General features: G+C 62.0%; 17 protein-coding genes. 10 read left to right on the top strand and 7 right to left on the bottom strand.

Translation table 11 applies throughout. From position 1 onward, the window contains the following. Positions 1-9 precede the first annotated feature (9 nt). Positions 10-720: a purine-nucleoside phosphorylase gene (locus AC1D08_RS23915; protein ID WP_457150759.1), complete on the top strand. Its 711-nt coding sequence runs from the start codon at positions 10-12 to the stop codon at positions 718-720. Here AC1D08_RS23915 and AC1D08_RS23910 read toward each other — a convergent pair. Then, a complete protein-coding gene (locus AC1D08_RS23910) occupies positions 717-1,022 on the bottom strand; it encodes a ribbon-helix-helix domain-containing protein (RefSeq protein ID WP_457150773.1) in 306 nt (101 codons plus the stop codon). The genes AC1D08_RS23915 and AC1D08_RS23910 overlap by 4 nt on opposite strands. 230 nt (positions 1,023-1,252) lie before the next feature. Here AC1D08_RS23910 and AC1D08_RS23905 point away from each other — a divergent pair, with 230 nt between their 5' ends. From AC1D08_RS23905 to AC1D08_RS23895, 3 genes are all read left to right on the top strand, one after another. Next, on the top strand, positions 1,253-1,648 hold the full coding sequence (locus tag AC1D08_RS23905; protein ID WP_095085077.1) for a VOC family protein: 396 nt from the start codon (positions 1,253-1,255) through the stop codon (positions 1,646-1,648). Between the two features lie 169 nt (positions 1,649-1,817). Further along, on the top strand, positions 1,818-2,348 hold the full coding sequence (locus AC1D08_RS23900) for a Twin-arginine translocation pathway signal (RefSeq protein ID WP_095085076.1): 531 nt from the start codon (positions 1,818-1,820) through the stop codon (positions 2,346-2,348). A 45-nt stretch (positions 2,349-2,393) separates the two neighbouring features. After that, positions 2,394-3,965 carry a GMC family oxidoreductase gene (locus AC1D08_RS23895; protein ID WP_457150758.1) on the top strand — a complete coding sequence of 524 codons (1,572 nt, stop codon included), beginning with the start codon at positions 2,394-2,396 and terminating at the stop codon, positions 3,963-3,965. A 109-nt stretch (positions 3,966-4,074) separates the two neighbouring features. On the opposite strand, the gene AC1D08_RS23890 is transcribed toward AC1D08_RS23895, so the two are convergent. Next, entirely contained in the window at positions 4,075-5,985 is a 1,911-nt protein-coding gene (locus AC1D08_RS23890; protein ID WP_477424222.1) for a PhoX family protein, read from the bottom strand. Between the two features lie 121 nt (positions 5,986-6,106). Beyond that, entirely contained in the window at positions 6,107-6,514 is a 408-nt protein-coding gene (locus AC1D08_RS23885; RefSeq protein WP_095085151.1) for a hypothetical protein, read from the bottom strand. A 300-nt stretch (positions 6,515-6,814) separates the two neighbouring features. On the opposite strand from AC1D08_RS23885, the gene urtA reads away from it, so the two are divergent. The 6 genes from urtA (at position 6,815) to AC1D08_RS23855 (ending at position 13,159) form a co-directional block, all read left to right on the top strand. Continuing rightward, complete coding sequence (gene urtA / locus AC1D08_RS23880; RefSeq protein WP_184874024.1) at positions 6,815-8,125, top strand: urea ABC transporter substrate-binding protein; 1,311 nt, start codon at positions 6,815-6,817, stop codon at positions 8,123-8,125. A gap of 117 nt (positions 8,126-8,242) precedes the next feature. Continuing rightward, complete coding sequence (urtB, locus tag AC1D08_RS23875; protein WP_457154076.1) at positions 8,243-9,859, top strand: urea ABC transporter permease subunit UrtB; 1,617 nt, start codon at positions 8,243-8,245, stop codon at positions 9,857-9,859. After that, a complete protein-coding gene (gene urtC / locus AC1D08_RS23870; protein ID WP_457154077.1) occupies positions 9,856-11,088 on the top strand; it encodes an urea ABC transporter permease subunit UrtC in 1,233 nt (410 codons plus the stop codon). The genes urtB and urtC overlap by 4 nt, the downstream gene beginning before the upstream one ends. 6 nt (positions 11,089-11,094) lie before the next feature. Then, positions 11,095-11,841, top strand: a complete 747-nt coding sequence (gene urtD / locus AC1D08_RS23865; RefSeq protein WP_457154078.1) for an urea ABC transporter ATP-binding protein UrtD — start codon at positions 11,095-11,097, stop codon at positions 11,839-11,841. Between the two features lie 69 nt (positions 11,842-11,910). Beyond that, entirely contained in the window at positions 11,911-12,606 is a 696-nt protein-coding gene (gene urtE / locus AC1D08_RS23860) for an urea ABC transporter ATP-binding subunit UrtE (RefSeq protein ID WP_095085070.1), read from the top strand. 376 nt (positions 12,607-12,982) lie between these two features. Continuing rightward, complete coding sequence (locus AC1D08_RS23855; protein ID WP_111546440.1) at positions 12,983-13,159, top strand: hypothetical protein; 177 nt, start codon at positions 12,983-12,985, stop codon at positions 13,157-13,159. Positions 13,160-13,237: 78 nt separating this feature from the next. On the opposite strand, the gene AC1D08_RS23850 is transcribed toward AC1D08_RS23855, so the two are convergent. The 4 genes from AC1D08_RS23850 to uvrA all read right to left on the bottom strand — a co-directional run bounded on the left by AC1D08_RS23850 (position 13,238) and on the right by uvrA (position 18,820). Continuing rightward, the gene (locus AC1D08_RS23850; RefSeq protein ID WP_457153916.1) at positions 13,238-14,386 is read right to left on the bottom strand and encodes a GGDEF domain-containing protein; all 1,149 of its coding nucleotides are present in this window, start codon (positions 14,384-14,386) and stop codon (positions 13,238-13,240) included. 176 nt (positions 14,387-14,562) lie between these two features. After that, on the bottom strand, positions 14,563-15,369 hold the full coding sequence (locus tag AC1D08_RS23845) for a DUF72 domain-containing protein (protein WP_477424220.1): 807 nt from the start codon (positions 15,367-15,369) through the stop codon (positions 14,563-14,565). A gap of 25 nt (positions 15,370-15,394) precedes the next feature. After that, positions 15,395-15,865 (bottom strand): GNAT family N-acetyltransferase, encoded by a 471-nt coding sequence (locus tag AC1D08_RS23840; protein WP_457153914.1) that lies wholly within the window; start codon positions 15,863-15,865, stop codon positions 15,395-15,397. Between the two features lie 33 nt (positions 15,866-15,898). Then, the gene (uvrA, locus tag AC1D08_RS23835; RefSeq protein ID WP_477424218.1) at positions 15,899-18,820 is read right to left on the bottom strand and encodes an excinuclease ABC subunit UvrA; all 2,922 of its coding nucleotides are present in this window, start codon (positions 18,818-18,820) and stop codon (positions 15,899-15,901) included. Between the last annotated feature and the right edge of the window lie 149 nt (positions 18,821-18,969).

Raw genomic sequence — 18,969 nt, 5'->3', positions numbered from 1 at the left:
GAGCAGCGGTTGACGCCACACAACGAAGCAGACAAGGGTGCCTACGCCGACACGGTGTTGTTGCCGGGTGACCCGCAGCGCGCCGAATGGATGGCGCAAACTTTTCTGGAAGCGCCGCGCTGCATCAATCGCCGACGCGGCGCCCTTGGCTTTACCGGACTGTTTCGCGGCAGACCCATCAGCATTCAAGCGACCGGCATCGGCGTCTCGTCGTTTCTGATCTATGTGCATGAATTACTTGACTATTATGGCGCTCGGACGTTGATCCGCACGGGCACCTGCGGCAGCCTGACGGCCAAGGCCAAGCTGCGCAGCCTGGTCATCTCGCAATCGGCACAGGCGGAAAGCGCTCAAAGCGGCCAGGTTTTCGGCCTCTACAAGGCTGTCGCCGGTCCGGATCCAGCACTTCTCAGCTGCGCGCTGACCAAGGCAGCCGAACTTGGCATCGACCATTGTGCCGGCCTGACGGTTTGCAGCGACATCTTCTATCATCCTGAAGGACGCGGCCGCTTTGCCGATGCGCAGGCAGCCGGTGCTCTGGCCGTGGATATGGAAACCAGCGCGCTTTATCGCATCGCGGCCCATTTCGGGGCTCGGGCACTGTCGATGTGCACGGTGGTCGACAACATCGAGACCGATGAACTGACCGACTACTCCGAGCGCCAGGAGCTGTTCAGCGATATGAGCCGGCTGGCTCTTGCTGTCGCGGTCGACAGCTAGGCAGCTTGCCGCTTCGGCATCGCCTGTTCATCCATGCCTGGCCGATGGCCGCGCAAATAGAGCGCGCAGGTGGTGCGCAGCATGGAGGCAAAGTTTGGAATGGCGCCGTTGATCTCGATGGCTTCGTCGTAAAGCTTGGAGATGAATTTCGGCGTCGTCAGGCCTTGGTTTTCGGCGATTTCATCGAGCAACGCCCAGAAGGTCGCCTCAAGCTGGATGCTGGTGGAGTGGCCGTCAATGCGAATCGACCGATTGATCTGGCGATAGCCTTCGGGGTCCTGGCCCGCAAATACCCTGCACATCCGACAAACCTCCCATGCTTGTTGGTCTTGGGCGGGCAGGCGTACGGTCTGATACTGCTCGACCTGTCCCCGTGCGCATTCTCTGGCAAAATTGCCGGAACGGCAATCGGACTTTCGTCCCTGTCCCCTAAAGCGCGTCGCCAGTTCACGGTTTTGGGCGTGGTAACCGGCTGCCACCACCTTTTCCCCGCTCTGCCCATAATTGGCTCCACACAAGGGCGGAGACTGATTTGGCCAAAGCAATTCATTCCATGATCCGGGTTCTCGACGAGGCCCGATCCGTCGATTTCTACAGGAATGCCTTCGGGCTCGATGTTGCCGACAGGCTGGACTTCGAGACGTTCACGCTCATTTACCTCAGCAACGCCGAAACCGGGTTCGAGCTCGAACTGACCGTGAACAAGGGTAGGGTCGAGCCCTACGTGCTCGGCGATGGTTACGGCCACCTCGCGGTCTCGATCGCCGACCTCGACAGCGAACATGATCGCCTCGGCGCGCTCGGCCTCAACCCGAAGAAGATCGTCGAGTTCAACCATGACGGTTCGCCGATCGCCCGCTTCTTTTTCATCGAGGATCCGGACGGCTACAAGATCGAGGTTCTGCAACGAGGAGGCCGCTTCCAATAGGAGACAATGCGGCCGCACCGGCGCGTGCGGCGCCAGCAACGGCGCGCTCAAGCATTTCGCCCAAAAGTGCGCAGCGGTTTTGGGACAACGAGATGCACAAACAAGGTCTTGAAGCACGTCGATTGTGGCGCGCTTCAAGGGGCGCAAATAGCAAGCAGGGAGGAATATTATGGTCACGATCTATGACGGGAAGCCTGGACTTTCACGTCGTGAGCTTCTCAAACGCGGTGGCATTGGTGCGCTGCTCGTCATTTCCGGCAGCGCGGTCATCAGCCCCGAACATGCCTGGGGGCTCGAGACATCCGCGCTCAAGCCCGAAACCATGGCGACGCTGATCCAGATGGCGCGCGACATCTATCCGCATGATCAGGTTCCCGACAAATATTACGCCATCGCCGTGAAAGGCCATGACGAGCAGGCCGGCAAGGACGCCGCCTACAAGACGATGATCGAAGACGGTATCGCCGACCTTGACAAGAAGTCTGGGGACGGAGGCTACCGGGGCCTTGGCTGGGAGGAGCAGCGCGTCGCGGTGCTGAAGCAGATCGAGGCGACGCCGTTCTTCCAGGCCATCCGTGGCGGCCTCGTCGTCAGCCTCTACAACCAGAAAGAGGTCTGGCCGATCTTCGGCTACGAGGGCGAGTCCTTTTCCAAGGGCGGCTACATCGCGCGCGGTTTCAACGACATCGAGTGGCTCTGAGCCCCGTCGTTTTGAACCCGCAAACAGAAATCATGGGAGGAAACCATGGCAACAGCATTTGACCTGAACAACGACGGCGTGGTCGTCATCATCGGCTCGGGCGCCGGCGGCGGTACGCTCGGGAACGAACTTGCCCAGAAGGGTGTCGACGTCGTCATCCTGGAGGCCGGCGCGCGCCACGAATATGAGGAGTTTGTCAACGACGAGTGGGATTCGTTCACCCAGCTCGCCTGGAAGGACAAGCGCACCACCTCCGGTGACTGGCGTGTGGCCAAGGATTTTCCGAACCTGCCGGCCTGGATCGTCAAGTCGGTCGGGGGTTCGACGACCCACTGGGCCGGAGCGTCGCTGCGTTTCCAGGAGCATGAGTTCAAGACGCTGTCGACGTATGGCAAAGTGGAAGGTGCCACCCTGCTCGACTGGCCGATCACGTTGGCCGAGATGGAGCCCTACTATGCCAAGGCCGAAGCCAAGATGGGCGTCACCGGGACCAATGACTGGCCGAGATTGCCGGGCAACAACAATTTCAAGGTGTTGAAGGCTGGCGCCGACAAGCTTGGCTATAAGGAATGCCACACCGGCAACATGGCCATCAACTCGGTCGAGCGCGACGACCGCTTGTCCTGCCAGCAAACCGGATTTTGCTTCCAGGGCTGCAAATGGGGCGCCAAATGGTCGACGCTCTACACCGAGATCCCCAAGGGCGAGGCAACAGGCCATCTCGAGGTCAGGCCGAACGCCATGGCGATCAAGATCAACCATGACGCCTCGGGCAAGGTGACCGGCGTGGTCTACGCCGACAAGGATGGCAAGCTGCAAGAGCAGAAAGCCCGTATCGTCGCAGTCGCCGGCAACTCAATCGAAAGCCCGCGGCTGCTGCTCAATTCGTCGTCGGGCAAATTCCCCGACGGCCTTGCCAACTCATCGGGGCAGGTGGGCAAGAACTACATGCGCCACACCACGGGCTCGGTCTATGCCATCTTCGACAAACCGGTGCACATGTATCGCGGCACCACCATGGCCGGCATCATCCGCGACGAGGCGCGCCATGATCCGTCACGCGGCTTCGTCGGCGGCTACGAGTTCGAGACGCTGTCGCTCGGCCTGCCGTTCATGGCGGCCTTCCTCGATCCAGGGGCCTGGGGCCGCTCGTTCACCACGGCGCTCGACCACTACGACCACATGGCCGGGCTGTGGATCGTCGGCGAGGACATGCCACGCGCGGAGAACCGCATCACGCTGCATGCCGACATGAAGGACGAGCACGGCATGCCGATCGCCGACGTGCATTTCGACGATCACCCGAACGATACCGCGATGCGCAACCATGCCTACAAGCAGGCCTCGGCGCTTTATGCCGCGGTCGGCGCCACGCGCACCTTCCCGACGCCGCCCTATCCGTCGACCCACAATCTCGGCACCAACCGGATGAGCGAGAAGGCGGCAGACGGCGTCGTCAACAAGCATGGCCAGACGCACGACATCAAGAACCTGTTCGTGTCGGACGGCAGCCAGTTCACGACGGGTGCCGCCGAAAACCCGACCTTGACGATCGTGTCGCTGGCGATCCGCCAGGCCGATTACATCGCCGCGCAGATGTCGGCCAAGACGATCTGAGCCGGCAAGACATCGCCCCGTAACCGGGGCGGTGCCAATTTCAGTGTCCTCCCGGGCCGCAAGGCGGAACGCGCAACGCGCGTTCCGCCTTTTTGTGTGACCAGACTGATTAGGCGCCGACCGGCTGCCCGTCCTTGCGGCGGATGGCGACCACGGACGGGCGGGGCAACTGGCCGTCCTTGAAGTCGGGCCACAGTGTCTGCACTTTGTCGAGCGTCTCGGCGTCCTCGGCCGGGTGCTGGACCGACAGGAACAAGGTCGTGCCGTCGGGGGTAAAGCAAGGGCCGGTCGCTTCGGCGCCATGCGGGCAAGTGAACAGCAGCTTCGGCAGGCCACGCGCCGGGCCTTCGGTGTCGACGCCGTAGACGCCGTCCGGCAGGTCGAAATCATTGGCACCGTCGGTCGCCACCCAGAGCCGGCCGGCCGGATCGAAGGTGATGTTGTCGGGGCAGACGAACCAGCCATTGTCCGATGTTTCCGGATGGAAGGTGGCGCCGACCGCGGCGTCCTTCGGGTTGCCGCACAGCACGAACAGATCCCAGGCATATTTGTCGGCGGTATGGTCGGCGTCCACGCCGCGGCCGCCTGGCGGGATCAGTTCGACGATGTGGCCCCAGAGGTTTTCCGGACGCGTGTTGGCCGGATTGACCTTCGACTGGTCGCGCTTCTTGTTCTTGGTCATCACCGCATAGACGCGGCCGGTCACAGGATTGGTCTCAATGTCCTCGGGGCGGTCCATCGGCGTGGCACCCAGCGCGTCCGCCGCCAGCCGTGTTTTCAGCAGCACTTCGGCCTGATCGGCAAAGCCGTTTTCAGCCGTAAGCTTGCCTTGGCCGTGAACCAGCGGCAGCCAGGTCATGGAGCCGTCGGCGTCGTAGCGCGCGACCGAAAGCACGCCATCGTCCAGCAGGTCGTTGCCGGAGGCCGGTTTGGCCGGATCGTAAGCCTTGTTCGAGACGAAGCGGTACATGTATTCGAAATAATCGTCGTCGCCCATGTAGACGACGACGCGGCCGTCCTTGTTGAGGACGACGGTGGACGCCTCATGCGACATGCGGCCAAGTGCCGTGCGCTTCACCGGCTTGGACTGGGGATCATAGGGATCGATCTCGACCACCCAGTCGAAACGGTTGGCCTCGTTCGGTTCGTTGTCGAGATTGAAGCGGTCGTGGAAGCGGCCACGGCCATAGATGTCGGAACCGTCGAAGCCATAACGATCGAGGATTTCCGCGCTCGGCGCCTTCTTCGGATCGCCGCCGAACAGGTCGGAAACACCTTCCTCGCAGGTCAGCACGGTGCCCCACGGAGTGAAGCCGCCGCTGCAATTGTAACTGGTGCCGAGCACCTTCTTGCCGGTAGCATCGGCCGAGGTCTGCATCAAGGCATGGCCGGCAACCGGACCGGAAACGGTCATTTCGGTGTTGGCGGTGATGCGGCGGTTGAGCGGGCTGTCCTCGACCAACGACCACTTGCCATCCTTCAACAGCACTTCGACGATCGAGTGCCCCATGGCGGCCATGCCGAGATCGACCTGTTCCTTGCTCATCGTCTTGCCGGCGTCATCCTCGGTCGTGCCGGGAAACATGACATTGGGCGAGATGTATTCGTTGTTGACGCAGAGCAGGCCGTGGTCGGAATTGACCGTGCCTTTTGGCAGCGGCAGGAAGGCGATGTAGTCACAGTTGTAACCAAAGCGCTTCTCTTGCTCGTCGGCAGCGACCTTGTTGCCGTCGAAATCCGGCAGACCCGCGACGAGCGGGTCGCCCCAGCGTGCCACGATCGTGGTCTCATAGCCCTCGGCGGCGGCGTGGGTCTTGTCGTAGACGCGCTTCAACTCGGGAAAGCCAAGTGTGGAAAGCGCCGCGGCATGTGTTTCTCCGGCAAACAACGAACCGACGAAGCTGCCGCCGGCAATCAAAGCACCAGATGCGAGGCTGCCTTTCAGGAGAGTACGGCGCGAGACGCGCTCGGCTATGACGTCGCGAATGACAGGGGAGGATGAAGACGGTGAATTGGCCATTGTGTCTGCCTCTCAAGGTGGATGGTGACGGCGCACCGCTGCCTATCCAGTTTCGGCAACATCCAGATGACATGAGAGAGAGGCAGGCCCGCCGAGGCGGCGGCCATTGCCAGGGAATAACTTACTGGCCGCTTCCTTTGGTGCAGGTCGAGGCGGTGAAGGCGCCGTCGGGCTGTCTCATGATGATGTCGAAGGAGGGCGCACTTTGACCGTCGAGCGTGGCCTGGGTCAGCGACAGCGAGTTGCCGCCAGCCGTATATCCGCCGAGCGGTCCCAGCCAGGAGATCACACCGTTTGCATCCATCTGGTAATTGTAGCCCTGCTGGGCGGTCCCGAAGGTGACTGGGCCGCTGTAGACGTTGCCCTTGATGGTGATGTCACCGAGGTCGAGGAACATGCCAAGCAGGTACACTTCGCAGTGGTAGATGCCGTCGGGCATCTTACCGTCGCTGAAGTCGGCTCGGGCAGTGCCGGTCGCTGCCGCCAGAAGCAATATGCCGATAAAAATGCGTGAAATGCCGGATGCCATGACGTCGCTCGTTTGATGGGGCGAGCTTGCCCTATTTCTGCGCCGAGCCGCAACATCCGCCGGCGAAGGCCAAAAACTAGGCACATTGCCAATTTGGGCGAAAATTAGGCAGGCGCCTTGTGCGCTGCGCAAATTTCTCTCAATCAATTTTTAACCGGTCTTCTTTGTTTTCATAAAGCTAATATACCAAGCGCCTGATAATGTTTAACTATCACCCATTATTCGGCATCTCCTGAGCGATTGGCACGGGGGTTGCATTGCATTGTTGCGGTGCAATCAACCAGCCTGGGAGTGTTAGGCATGAGGGGTAATTTCTCGACAATAACAAAAATGTTTTCGGCGAGCGTCGTTGCCGCCGGCCTGTTGATGTCCGCGCCTGCCAGGGCGGCCGACGACACGATCAAGGTCGGCATTCTCCATTCACTGTCCGGGACCATGGCGATCTCTGAGACGACGCTCAAGGACGCCATGCTGATGCTCATCGATGAGCAGAACGCCAAAGGTGGCCTGCTTGGCAAGAAGCTCGAAGCTGTGGTCGTCGATCCGGCCTCCAACTGGCCGCTGTTCGCCGAAAAGGCGCGCGAGCTGATCTCCAAGGACAAGGTCGCCGCGGTGTTCGGCTGCTGGACCTCGGTGTCGCGCAAATCAGTGCTGCCGGTGTTCAGCGAGCTCGACAACATCCTGTTCTATCCCGTCCAGTATGAGGGCGAGGAAAGCGAGCGCAACGTGTTCTACACGGGTGCGGCGCCGAACCAGCAGGCCATTCCGGCCGTCGACTATTTGATGAGCGAGGATGGCGGTTCGGTGAAGCGCTGGGTGCTTGAAGGCACCGACTACGTTTATCCGCGCACAACCAACAAGATCCTCGAGGCCTATCTGAAGGCCAAGGGCGTCGCGGCGGAAGACATCATGGTCAACTACACGCCGTTCGGCTTCTCCGACTGGCAGACCGAAGTTTCAGCAATCAAGAAGTTTGGTTCGGCCGGCAAGAAGACCGCCGTCGTCTCGACCGTCAACGGCGACGCCAATGTGCCGTTCTACAAGGAACTCGGCAACCAAGGCATCAAGGCCGAGGATATTCCGGTCATGGCCTTCTCGGTCGGCGAAGAAGAGCTTGCCGGTCTCGACACGGCGCCGTTGGTTGGCCATCTCGCCGCTTGGAATTACTTTGAAAGCGTCGATACGCCTGAGAACAAGAAGTTCATCGCCGACTGGCACAAGTTCATCAAGAACGACAAGCGCACCACCAACGACCCGATGGAAGCCCACTATATCGGCTTCAACATGTGGGTGAAGGCGGTCGAGAAGGCCGGCACCACCGATCCGGACAAGGTCATCGACGCCATGATCGGCGTTTCCGTGCCCAACCTGACCGGCGGCTATTCGACCATGATGCCGAACCACCACATCACCAAGCCGGTGCTGATCGGTGAAATCCAGGCCGACGGCCAGTTCGAGACGGTTTCGCGTACGCCGGGCCTGGTGATGGGCGATGAATGGTCCGACTACCTGCCTGACTCCAAGGACCTAATCTCCGATTGGCGCGCGCCTCTGTCCTGCGGCAACTTCAATGTCGCCACCGGCAAGTGCGGCGGCAAGGGCACAAACTGATCCTCCCGGGCTGACCAGGTCAGGACCGCAGGTCCATGACCTCAGACCGCCAGCGTCCGGACGGTTTCCTCCGCCGTCCGGACGCCCAATTCAACATTCAAGGGTCGCCTGAAGCCGATGAACCTGTTGCGCGCGATTGGCCTGACGCTTTTGTTCCTGCTGGCGACGCTGTCGTCGTCGGGTGCTGGCGAAGCCGATCTGCGTGGAATCATCGCCAAATTCGCGACGGCCAAGGGCTTTTCCGAGACAGGCACCGTCGTCCACGACCTGGCGGCCACAGGTGATCCGGCTGTCGAACGACCGCTTGCGGCACTTGCCGACGGTAACCTCTATATCCGCAAGGCGGATTCGCTGGTCTTCGTCGGCAAGGAAGCCGGCGACAGCGTTGAGCTGTTCGATCCGCTGAGCGGCGAGAAGTCGGCGGATGCCGCCAAGGACGACATCACCAAGATCAAGGTCAACAACACACTGCGCCGCGTCATCCGCGATGCGCTGGGCACGCTGACGCTCGGCGCCAAGGATCCGGCCGTGCGCATCGCCGCTGCCGACACCATGTTCAAGACACCCGATGCCGCAAACATTGGGCCGCTGGACACCGCGATCGCCAGCGAGACGGTGGCCAGCGTCAAGGCCCTGCTCGAACAGGCCCGTGCCGCATCTGTCCTGGTTTCTGACCGGCCGGATGCCGACAAGCTCGCCGCCATCGCGCTGATCGGCGCACGGGGCGACCGCGATGCGGTTTCGCTGCTCACCTCGGTCGAGGCGACCGCCTCGGGTGCGGTCAAGGAGGCGGCGACGGCCGCAATCGCCGACATCAATTCGACGCTGGCCTTCTGGGATGCCGGCCAGAACATCTGGTACGGGATTTCCCTGGGCTCGGTGCTGCTGCTGGCGGCAATCGGGCTTGCCATCACCTTCGGCGTCATGGGCGTCATCAACATGGCGCATGGCGAGATGGTCATGCTCGGCGCCTACACGACCTTTGTCGTCCAGCAGGTGATCCGCACATCCTTTCCCGGCCTGTTCGACTGGTCGCTGGTCATCGCGCTGCCGCTCGCCTTCCTCGTCGCGGCGCTTGTCGGCCTGGCCATAGAGCGTGGCGTTATCCGCTTTCTCTACGGGCGGCCGCTGGAGACATTGCTGGCGACATGGGGCGTGTCGCTGATCCTGCAGCAAGCCGTGCGCAGCATCTTCGGGCCGACCAACCAGGAAGTCGGCAATCCCTCCTGGATGTCGGGCTCGTTCAATGTCGGCCAGCTCGCGATCACCTGGAACCGCCTCTGGATCCTGGTCTTCGCGCTCTCCGTCTTTGCCGTGCTGCTCTATGTGATGAAGCGCACTCCCTGGGGGCTGCAGATGCGCGCCGTCACCGCCAACCGGCGCATGGCCGCCTCGATGGGCATCAGGACGCCATGGGTCGATGCGCTGACCTTCGCGCTGGGTTCCGGCATTGCCGGCATCGCCGGTGTTGCGCTTAGCCAGATCGACAATGTCTCGCCCAATCTCGGCCGCGGCTACATCATCGACAGCTTCATGGTCGTCGTCTTCGGCGGTGTCGGTAATCTATGGGGCACGCTGGTCGGCGCCTTCTCGCTCGGCATCGTCAACAAGTTCCTCGAGCCCTATGCCGGCGCCGTGCTCGGCAAGATCGTCGTGCTGGTGCTGATCATCCTGTTCATCCAGAAGCGCCCGCGCGGCCTGTTCGCGCTCAAGGGCAGGGCGGTGGAAGCATGATCACCGGACGCTTCTTCGCCGCGGGTGCGGACCGCCGCATCGCCATCACGATTCTCATCCTGCTGGCGGTGGCGATCATCGTGCCGCTGCTCAACCTGGCTGTGTCGCCGACCAGCGCCTTCTACGTGCCGTCCTACATCGTGGCGCTGACCGGCAAATATCTCTGCTATGCGCTGCTCGCCTTGGCGCTCGACCTTGTCTGGGGCTATTGCGGCATCCTTTCGCTCGGCCACGGCGCCTTCTTCGCGCTCGGCGGCTATGCGATGGGCATGTATCTGATGCGCCAGATCGGCGCGCGGGGCGTCTATGGCAATCCCATCCTGCCGGACTTCATGGTGTTCCTGAACTACAAGGAACTGCCCTGGTTCTGGACTGGTTTCGACCATTTCTGGTTCGCCGGCCTCATGGTGCTTGCGGTGCCCGGCCTGCTCGCTTTCGTCTTCGGCTGGTTCGCCTTCCGCAGCCGTGTCACAGGCGTCTACCTCTCCATCATCACCCAGGCGATGACCTATGCGCTGCTGCTCGCGTTCTTCCGCAACGATATGGGTTTCGGCGGCAACAACGGCCTGACCGATTTCAAGGATATTCTCGGCTTCAACGTGCAGGCCGACGAGACGCGTTCGGCACTGTTCGCCGCCAGCGCGGTGACGCTGGCGTTCGCCGTCTTCGTCACCTGGGCGATCGTCGGTTCCAAATACGGCAAGCTCCTGATGGCCGTGCGCGACGCCGAGAGCCGCACCCGCTTCCTCGGCTGGCGGGCGGAGAATGTGAAGCTGTTCGCCTTCACCGTCTCGGCGGTCATGGCCGGCATTGCCGGCGCGCTCTATGTGCCGCAAGTCGGCATCATCAATCCCGGCGAGTTCGAACCGTCCAATTCGATCGAGGTGGTGATCTGGGCGGCCGTCGGCGGGCGCGGCACCATTGTCGGGCCGATCATCGGCGCGCTGCTGGTCAATGCCGGCAAATCCTGGTTCACCGGCGTGTTGCCGGAATTCTGGCTGTTTGCGCTCGGCGGCCTGTTTGTCGCAGTCACGCTTTTGCTGCCCAAAGGCATCGTCGGCATGTGGGATTCCTGGCGCGGCAACGCCAAAGCGCTGCGGGCGGCCTCGCTGGCCGAGGAGGCCGGCATCGACCCCGTCGTCCCGCCGCCGCAGAAGATCGTTCGCAGCGCGGCGACAAGGCCTGGCGACTGGTCCTCATCCAGCCCCGAACCACAGCCGGCGGAGTGAGCGATCATGAGCAAGTCGCACACGATCCTCTATCTCGACGGCGTCTCGGTTTCCTTCGACGGCTTCCGCGCCATCAACAATTTGTCGCTGGTGCTCGACAAGGGCGAGATGCGCGCCATCATCGGCCCCAACGGGGCCGGCAAGACGACGATGATGGACATTGTCACCGGCAAGACGCGGCCCGACGAGGGAGAGGTTTTCTTCGACGGCCAGATCGACCTGACCAGGCATGATGAAGCCGAGATCGCCATGATGGGCATCGGCCGCAAGTTCCAGAAGCCGACGGTCTTCGAAAGCCACACGATCGAAGAAAATCTGATGTTGGCGTTGAAGGGGCCGCGCTCGATCTTCCCGGCGCTGTTCCATCGACGCTCGGCCGCCGAAGCGCGGCAGATCGACGACATTCTCGGCATTATCCGACTTGGTGACAAACGCGATCAATTGGCTGCAAATTTGAGCCATGGACAAAAGCAGTGGCTGGAGATCGGCATGCTGCTCGCGCAGGACCCGAAGCTGCTGCTGGTCGACGAGCCAGTCGCCGGCATGACCGATGCAGAGACCGAGGAAACCGCGCGACTGCTCAAGGAGATCGCGCGCGACCATTCGGTCATCGTCGTCGAGCACGACATGCATTTCGTGCGCGAGTTGGGCGTCAAGGTCACCTGCCTGCACGAAGGCTCGGTGCTGTCCGAGGGCACGCTCGATTTCGTGTCTGCCGACGAGCGCGTCGTCGAAGTCTATTTGGGGAGATGAGCATGGTCTGGCGGGTACAATTCCATCGCTTCGATCTGTCCTTCCTGCGGTTCTGGAGAAGGCGCTGACATGCTCGAAGTTTCCGATGCCACGCTGCACTACGGCGCCGCCCAGGCGCTGCGTGGCGTGTCGCTGAAGGCCGGCGCCGGCAAGATCACCTGCGTGCTCGGCCGCAACGGCGTCGGCAAGACCAGTTTGATGAGATCGATCGTCGGCCACCATCGGCTGACGAGCGGAAGCGTTGCCTTCGAGGGGAAGGCGCTCGACCGGAGCGCGGCGTATGACCGCGCCCGGTCGGGCATCGCATTCGTACCGCAGGGCAGGGAGATCTTTCCGCTGCTCACGGTGCGGGAAAACCTGGAATCGGGCTTTGCGCCGCTGAAGCGTGGCGACCGCAACGTGCCCGCCCATGTCTTCGAGTTGTTCCCGGTGCTGAAGCAGATGCTGGGTCGCCGTGGCGGCGACCTTTCCGGTGGCCAGCAGCAGCAGTTGGCCATCGGCAGGGCGCTGGTGATGCGGCCGAAGCTGCTGGTGCTCGACGAACCGACGGAAGGCATCCAGCCGTCGATCATCAAGGATATCGGCCGCGCCATCCGCTATCTGCGCGACCAGGCGGGCATCGCCGTGCTTTTGGTCGAACAATATCTCGATTTCTGCCGCGAGCTTGCCGACGAGGTCAACATCATGGACCGCGGCCTGATCGTCCACACCGGCCCGGCGGAAGATCTCGACAGGGCGGATGTCCGCAAATTCCTGACCGTCTAAGCGCGTCGCATCCAGACGGATTCAAACGACGCGCTTTAGATCTGTGGTTTTGTCCATGTCGTTGTCCCAAAACCGCTGCGCACTTTTAGGGGACATGCACTAGAATCGGCAATGGACTTCAGGTGACGGTCCGAAGTCTTTCGCAAGTCCAATATTTCTTCGATCCAGTCATCCGTGTCTCTGGCGCGGCGGCGGCTGCGTGCTAGTCTTTTCTTGGCTTTTGTGAGTCGGCCGTTTCCGTATCAGTCTGGTGTTATCGCAGATCGAGGGGCGCGGCGATGGCCGGGCAAGTTCCACGCAAGCATGCATTCCTAGCTTCCCTCCTGCGATCTGATTGTCGTTCAACGCGTTTGGGCACACAGGCTAAGGGACTGCCATGGAACGTTACGTCGAGGACTATCAGAAGCGGCGGCTAACCGAACGCGTCGATATCATCACCGCGATCAACATATTGAGGTCCCAGGGGTACGATCGCGATGAACTGATCGAGGAAATCACCAAGGTCTTCTATGTCGATCTCGATGCTTTCAACGAAATCGTCATGGCGGCATAGGGCTGCCTTCACTCACGATCGTCTTGCCGAAACAGGCAAGGCTGTCCCGACGATACGGTCGACATATCAGGATTGCAGTTAACCCACGCGCCGGAGTGGCGAGGCGGTGACGCGGTTGCGGCCGCCGCGCTTGGCAGCGTAGAGCGCCTTGTCGGCGGCGCTGAGCACCTTGTCGAAGCTGAGGCCCTCCTTTGTGCCGAAAGCAAATCCGGCACTGACCGTGCATGTCAGCGAACCCGTCTCGGTTTCGATGCGGCATGCGGCGAAGCCGGACCGTATGGCCTCGGCCGTGGCCTCCGCCGTTTCGGGCAAGGTCCGCTTCAGCACCAGAGCGAATTCCTCGCCGCCCATGCGCGCGGCGACGTCGGTCGGGCGAAGATTGCCGGCGAGTTCCCTGGCGAACACCCTCAGCACCTCGTCGCCAGCGGCGTGGCCGAATTCGTCGTTGATGGACTTGAAGCCGTCGAGGTCGAACACAACCACAGCGGTGAAGGCTCCGACCGGGGCACTGCCATGCAGGTCGAACAGCGCGCGCCGGTTGAGTAGGCCCGTCAGCGGGTCGGTCAGGGCGTTGTGGCGGTGATGCCTGGCCAAGCGCCCTTGATTGAGCGCCAGCGACAGGGCGCCAATGCCGGTCATGCTGGCGATGACGATGATGAGGCTCAACTCCTCGGCCCAATTGCTTGGTGCATGCCCAAGGATCAGCTTTCCGTCCCAGGCGAGAACCATGGCGCAGAGGGCGAAGGACGTGGCCGTGGCCGAATAGAGCGCCGTGATGCCGATTGTCAGGGCAGGCGCTTCGTTGCGACCCTTCCAGTATTCGAGCGCCGTTGCGAACAGAAGCAAGGCAGCAAACATGTTCTCCAGCATGAAGCCGAGACCGTCATAGCCGAGAGCCATGGCAGGCAGCACGACGGCCAGCGAAATGCTGCCAACCACCGTTCGCGGGATCGGCGAGCCGCCGGTTCGGAACTGGTAGGCCGCGCCCAGCATGGCTGAAAAACCAAGCAGGAGCAGGGCAACGGTCGCGATGCCGAGCAGGCGCCCGGGCATGTCGATATAGGCGTCATAGGCAAAAATGTCGGCGACTACCAACAGCAGGCTGACCGCCCATGTCAGCAGGAATTTCTCCGAGCGAGCAGTCAACCACATGCCAAACAGTGTCAGGCTCAGGCAGGTGGCGGAAAAACCAACAGCCAGCAGAAGTGAAGTGTAGTCGAGCGACATGCCCTCGTTCCTTGCCGGCGGCGATCCCAGCTCTGCGGCTTGGCCAGCCTGGATTCATGCAGCAAGGAGGTATCGATAAGGTTACGAATGTGCCGAAATTGCCTCGATTGGACGCCTTCCTGCCCCAAAAACGCATAGGAGAGGCGCTTGGCGTGAAAGTCCTTATGCCGATGTCCTTAGTCGGCCACCCGCTTCAACAGCGCCATGGCGCCGAACGGCGCCCGCACCTTGCCCTCGGTGATGAAGTAGACGAACACGTCGCGCGGTTTGACGGGTGCTTCGGTCGAGAGATCGGTGCGCGGCAGGTCGGCCGGCACATTGCCTTCGGCCCAGGTCCTGGCGCGCGCGGCCCATTCATCCAGGCCTGCCGGCGTGTAGCAATCGGGATTGTCGTCGCTGCCGGTCTGCAGCCGGGCATAGATGAAATCGCCGGTGACGTCGGCGATGGCCGGATATTTAGCGTGGTCGGCATAGACGATCGCCGCCTTGTATTTGCGCACCAGCGCCGCGAATTCCGGCACCATGAAACTGTCGTTGCGCACCTCGACCGCGTGGCGCAGCGCAACGCCGTCCTGCTTTTCCGGGAGCAGCTTGAGGAAGGCTTCGAAATCGTCCGGGTCGAACTTTTTCGTCGGCGCGAACTGCCACAGGATCGGTCCGAGCTTTTCACCGAGCGCCGCCACGCCCGAACCGAGGAAACGCATCATCGATTCACCGGCCTCGCCGAGCACGCGCCTGTTGGTGACGAAGCGGTTGCCCTTGAGCGAATAGACGAAACCGTCTGGCGCTTCGCTCGCCCATTTGACGAAGGTCGGTTCCTTGAAGCTGGAATAATAGGTGCCGTTGACCTCTATGCTCGAGACCTGCCGGCTGGCATATTGCAGCTGCTTGGCCTTGGAGAGCTTTTCGGGATAAAAGGACGTATCCCAGGGTTCGAACGTCCAGCCGCCCATGCCGGAGCGGATTGTTCCCGATTTGCTCATTGCCATCCTCCCGAATTCAGAAAAGTCAGCCCGTCGTGATCTTGTCGACCGGCTTCGCCATGTCGACGAGCACCCATCCTGGCCGGTATGGATGGGGCCGGCGACCCGTTTCGTGGAAACCATAGGCCAGATAGAGCGCGATGTTCCGCTCCATTTTGGCGTTGGTGTAGAGCCGCACCTCGGGCAGGCCCCACGCCAGCGTCTGGTCGTCCGCTTGTTTGAGCAGGGCAATGCCAAAGCCCTTGCCCTGAAATCCTGGCGCGACGGCGACTGAGAAGATCATCGCGTGGTCGTCGTGACGTTCCAGAGTGAGGAGACCGGCAAGTTCGCCGTCACGCTCCAGGAGCCAGACCTCGCCACGCGCGATGCGCGGTGCATAGTCCTCAGTGACGGGGATCGGTGGCGCGCCGAACAGTGCGGAATAGGGCGCGTAGGCGGCTTCCGTCAGCGAGACGACAGTTTCGAGATCACCGGGAAGCGCTCTTCGGATTGTCATTCAAATGCTCTCCAAGCGCCGACTGGTTCGCCATCACTCCGCCGCTTCGCGCTTGCCTCCGGGGCGCCGCTCCAGCAGCTCCTTGAGGAACTGGCCGGTGTAGCTGCGCTTTTCGCCCACGATCGCTTCCGGCGTGCCGGACGCCACCAGTTCGCCGCCGCCGTCGCCGCCTTCGGGGCCGAGGTCGAGCACCCAGTCGGCGGTTTTTATCACCTCGAGATTGTGCTCGATGACCACTACCGTGTTGCCCTGGTCGACCAGTTCGTGCAGCACTTCCAGCAGCTTGGCGACATCGTGGAAATGCAGACCGGTGGTCGGCTCGTCCAGAATGTAGAGTGTCTTGCCGGTTGCCTTGCGCGACAGTTCCTTGGCGAGCTTGATGCGCTGCGCCTCGCCGCCCGACAGGGTCGTCGCCTGCTGGCCGATATGGATGTAGCCGAGGCCGACCTGCTTCAGCGTGTCGAGCTTGTCGCGCACGCCTGGCACGGCGGCGAAGAAATCGACGCCTTCCTCGACCGTCATGTCGAGCACGTCGGCGATCGACTTGCCCTTGAACAGCACGTCGAGCGTCTCGCGGTTGTAGCGCTTGCCGTGGCAGACGTCGCAGGTGACGTAGACGTCGGGCAAAAAGTGCATCTCGATCTTGATGACGCCGTCGCCCTGGCAAGCCTCGCAGCGGCCGCCCTTGACGTTGAAGGAGAAGCGGCCGGGCTGGTAGCCGCGCGCCTTGGCTTCCGGCAGGCCGGCGAACCAGTCGCGGATCGGCGTGAAGGCGCCGGTATAGGTGGCGGGGTTGGAACGCGGCGTGCGCCCAATCGGCGACTGGTCGATGTCGATGACCTTGTCGAGGAATTCGAGGCCCTCGATGCGGTCGTGGTCGGCCGGATGCTCGCGCGAGCCCATGATGCGGCGCGACGCCGCCTTGAACAGCGTCTCGATCAGGAAGGTCGACTTGCCGCCGCCTGACACGCCGGTGACGGCGGTGAAGGTGCCGAGCGGGATTTCGGCGGTGACGTTCTTCAGATTGTTGCCGCGCGCGCCGACGACCTTCAGCCGCCGGTTCTTCTTCGCCTCGCGCCGCACGCCGGGCGTCGCCACTTCGAGCGCGCCCGACAAATATTTGCCGGTGATCGAATTCGGATTGGCCATCACCTGCTGCGGCGTGCCCTGGGCGATGATCTCGCCGCCATGGATGCCGGCGGCAGGGCCCATGTCGACGACATAGTCAGCATGCAGGATGGCGTCCTCGTCATGCTCGACGACAATCACCGTGTTGCCGATGTCGCGCAGGTGCTTCAGCGTGTCGAGCAGGCGTGCGTTGTCGCGCTGGTGCAGGCCGATCGACGGCTCGTCCAGAACATAGAGCACGCCGGTGAGACCGGAACCGATCTGCGAAGCCAGGCGAATACGCTGGCTCTCGCCGCCCGACAGAGTGCCGGAATTGCGCGACAGCGTCAGATAGTCGAGCCCGACATCGTTGAGGAAGCGCAGCCGCTCGCGGATCTCCTTCAAGACGCGCACGGCGATCTCGTTCTGCTTGTCGTTGAGCGAAGCTGGCAGGTCGGTGAACCACTTGTCGGCGTTACGGATCGACTGTTCGGTGACTTCGCCGATGTGCTTGCCGGCGATCTTCACGGCCAGTGACTCGGGCTTGAGCCGATAGCCCTTGCAGACCGGGCAAGGCGTCGCCGACATGAAGCGCTCGATCTCCTCGCGCATCCAGGCGGATTCGGTTTCTTTCCAGCGGCGCTCGAGATTGGGGATGACGCCTTCAAAGGTCTTGGTGGTCTTGTAGGAGCGCAGGCCGTCATCATACTGGAAGGTGATTTCGCGCTCGCCGGTGCCGCGCAGGATGGCCTCCTGGGCTTCCGCGCTCAAATCCCTGAACTTGTCGCCGAGCTTGAAATTGTAGGCCTTGCCCAGCGCTTCCAGCGTCTGCGCGTAATAGGGCGAGGTCGATTTCGCCCACGGGCTGACCGCACCGTCGCGCAGTGAGACGTTCTCGTCGGGCACGACGAGGTTGGGGTCGATGGCGCGCTGGCTGCCGAGACCGTCGCAGGTCGGGCAGGCGCCAAACGGATTGTTGAAGGAGAAAAGACGTGGCTCGATTTCCGGAATGGTGAAGCCGGAGACCGGACAGGCGAACTTTTCCGAGAACAGGATTCGCTCGTGCGTCTCGTTCTTGGACTTGTTGACCGAATCCTCGCCCGTCTGGCTGGCGTCGAGCGGCTTGTCGGCGAATTCGGCGACCGCCAGCCCATCGGCGAGCCTCAGTGCCGTCTCGATGGAATCTGCTAGCCGGGTGGCGAGATCGCCACGCACGACGATGCGGTCGACGACGACGTCGAGGTCATGCTTGTACTTCTTGTCCAGCGCCGGCACGTCGGCGATTTCATAGAAGACGCCGTCGACCTTGACGCGCTGAAAGCCCTTCTTCTGCAGTTCCAGCAATTCCTTGCGGTACTCGCCTTTGCGGCCGCGCACCATCGGCGCCAGGATGAACAGGCGGGTGCCTTCCTCGACCGCCAGCACACGGTCGACCATCTGGGACACCGTCTGGCTTTCGATCGGCAGGCCGGTGGCCGGCGAATAGGGGATGCCGACGCGCGCGAAGAGAAGCCGCATGTAGTCGTAGATTTCGGTGACGGTACCGACGGTCGAACGCGGGTTCTTCGAGGTCGTCTTCTGCTCGATCGAAATGGCCGGCGACAGGCCGTCGATCTGGTCGACGTCCGGCTTCTGCATCATTTCGAGGAATTGCCGCGCATAGGCCGACAGGCTCTCGACATAGCGGCGCTGGCCTTCGGCATAGATGGTGTCGAAGGCAAGCGACGATTTGCCGGACCCGGACAGGCCGGTCATGACGATCAGGCTGTCACGCGGCAGGTCGAGATCGACATTCTTCAAATTGTGTTCGCGCGCCCCGCGAATGGAAAGATATTTATGGTCGGCCATGGCCGGTCGCCGCCTCAGAAGCTGGAATTTCCTGGAATGGCGGGTTTTCCCGGCCATCCCCTATGTAGGTAATTTTGCCGCCACGTCGAGAGACGCCACAATTCCCGACAAAAGCGTTTAACCGTCTTTCTCGTGAACCGGCAAGCGGA

The organism is Mesorhizobium sp. P2_E6 (assembly GCF_056403835.1).
The sequence above is the reverse complement of the archived record's forward strand: the minus strand, read 5'-3'. Positions and strand labels throughout refer to the sequence as shown.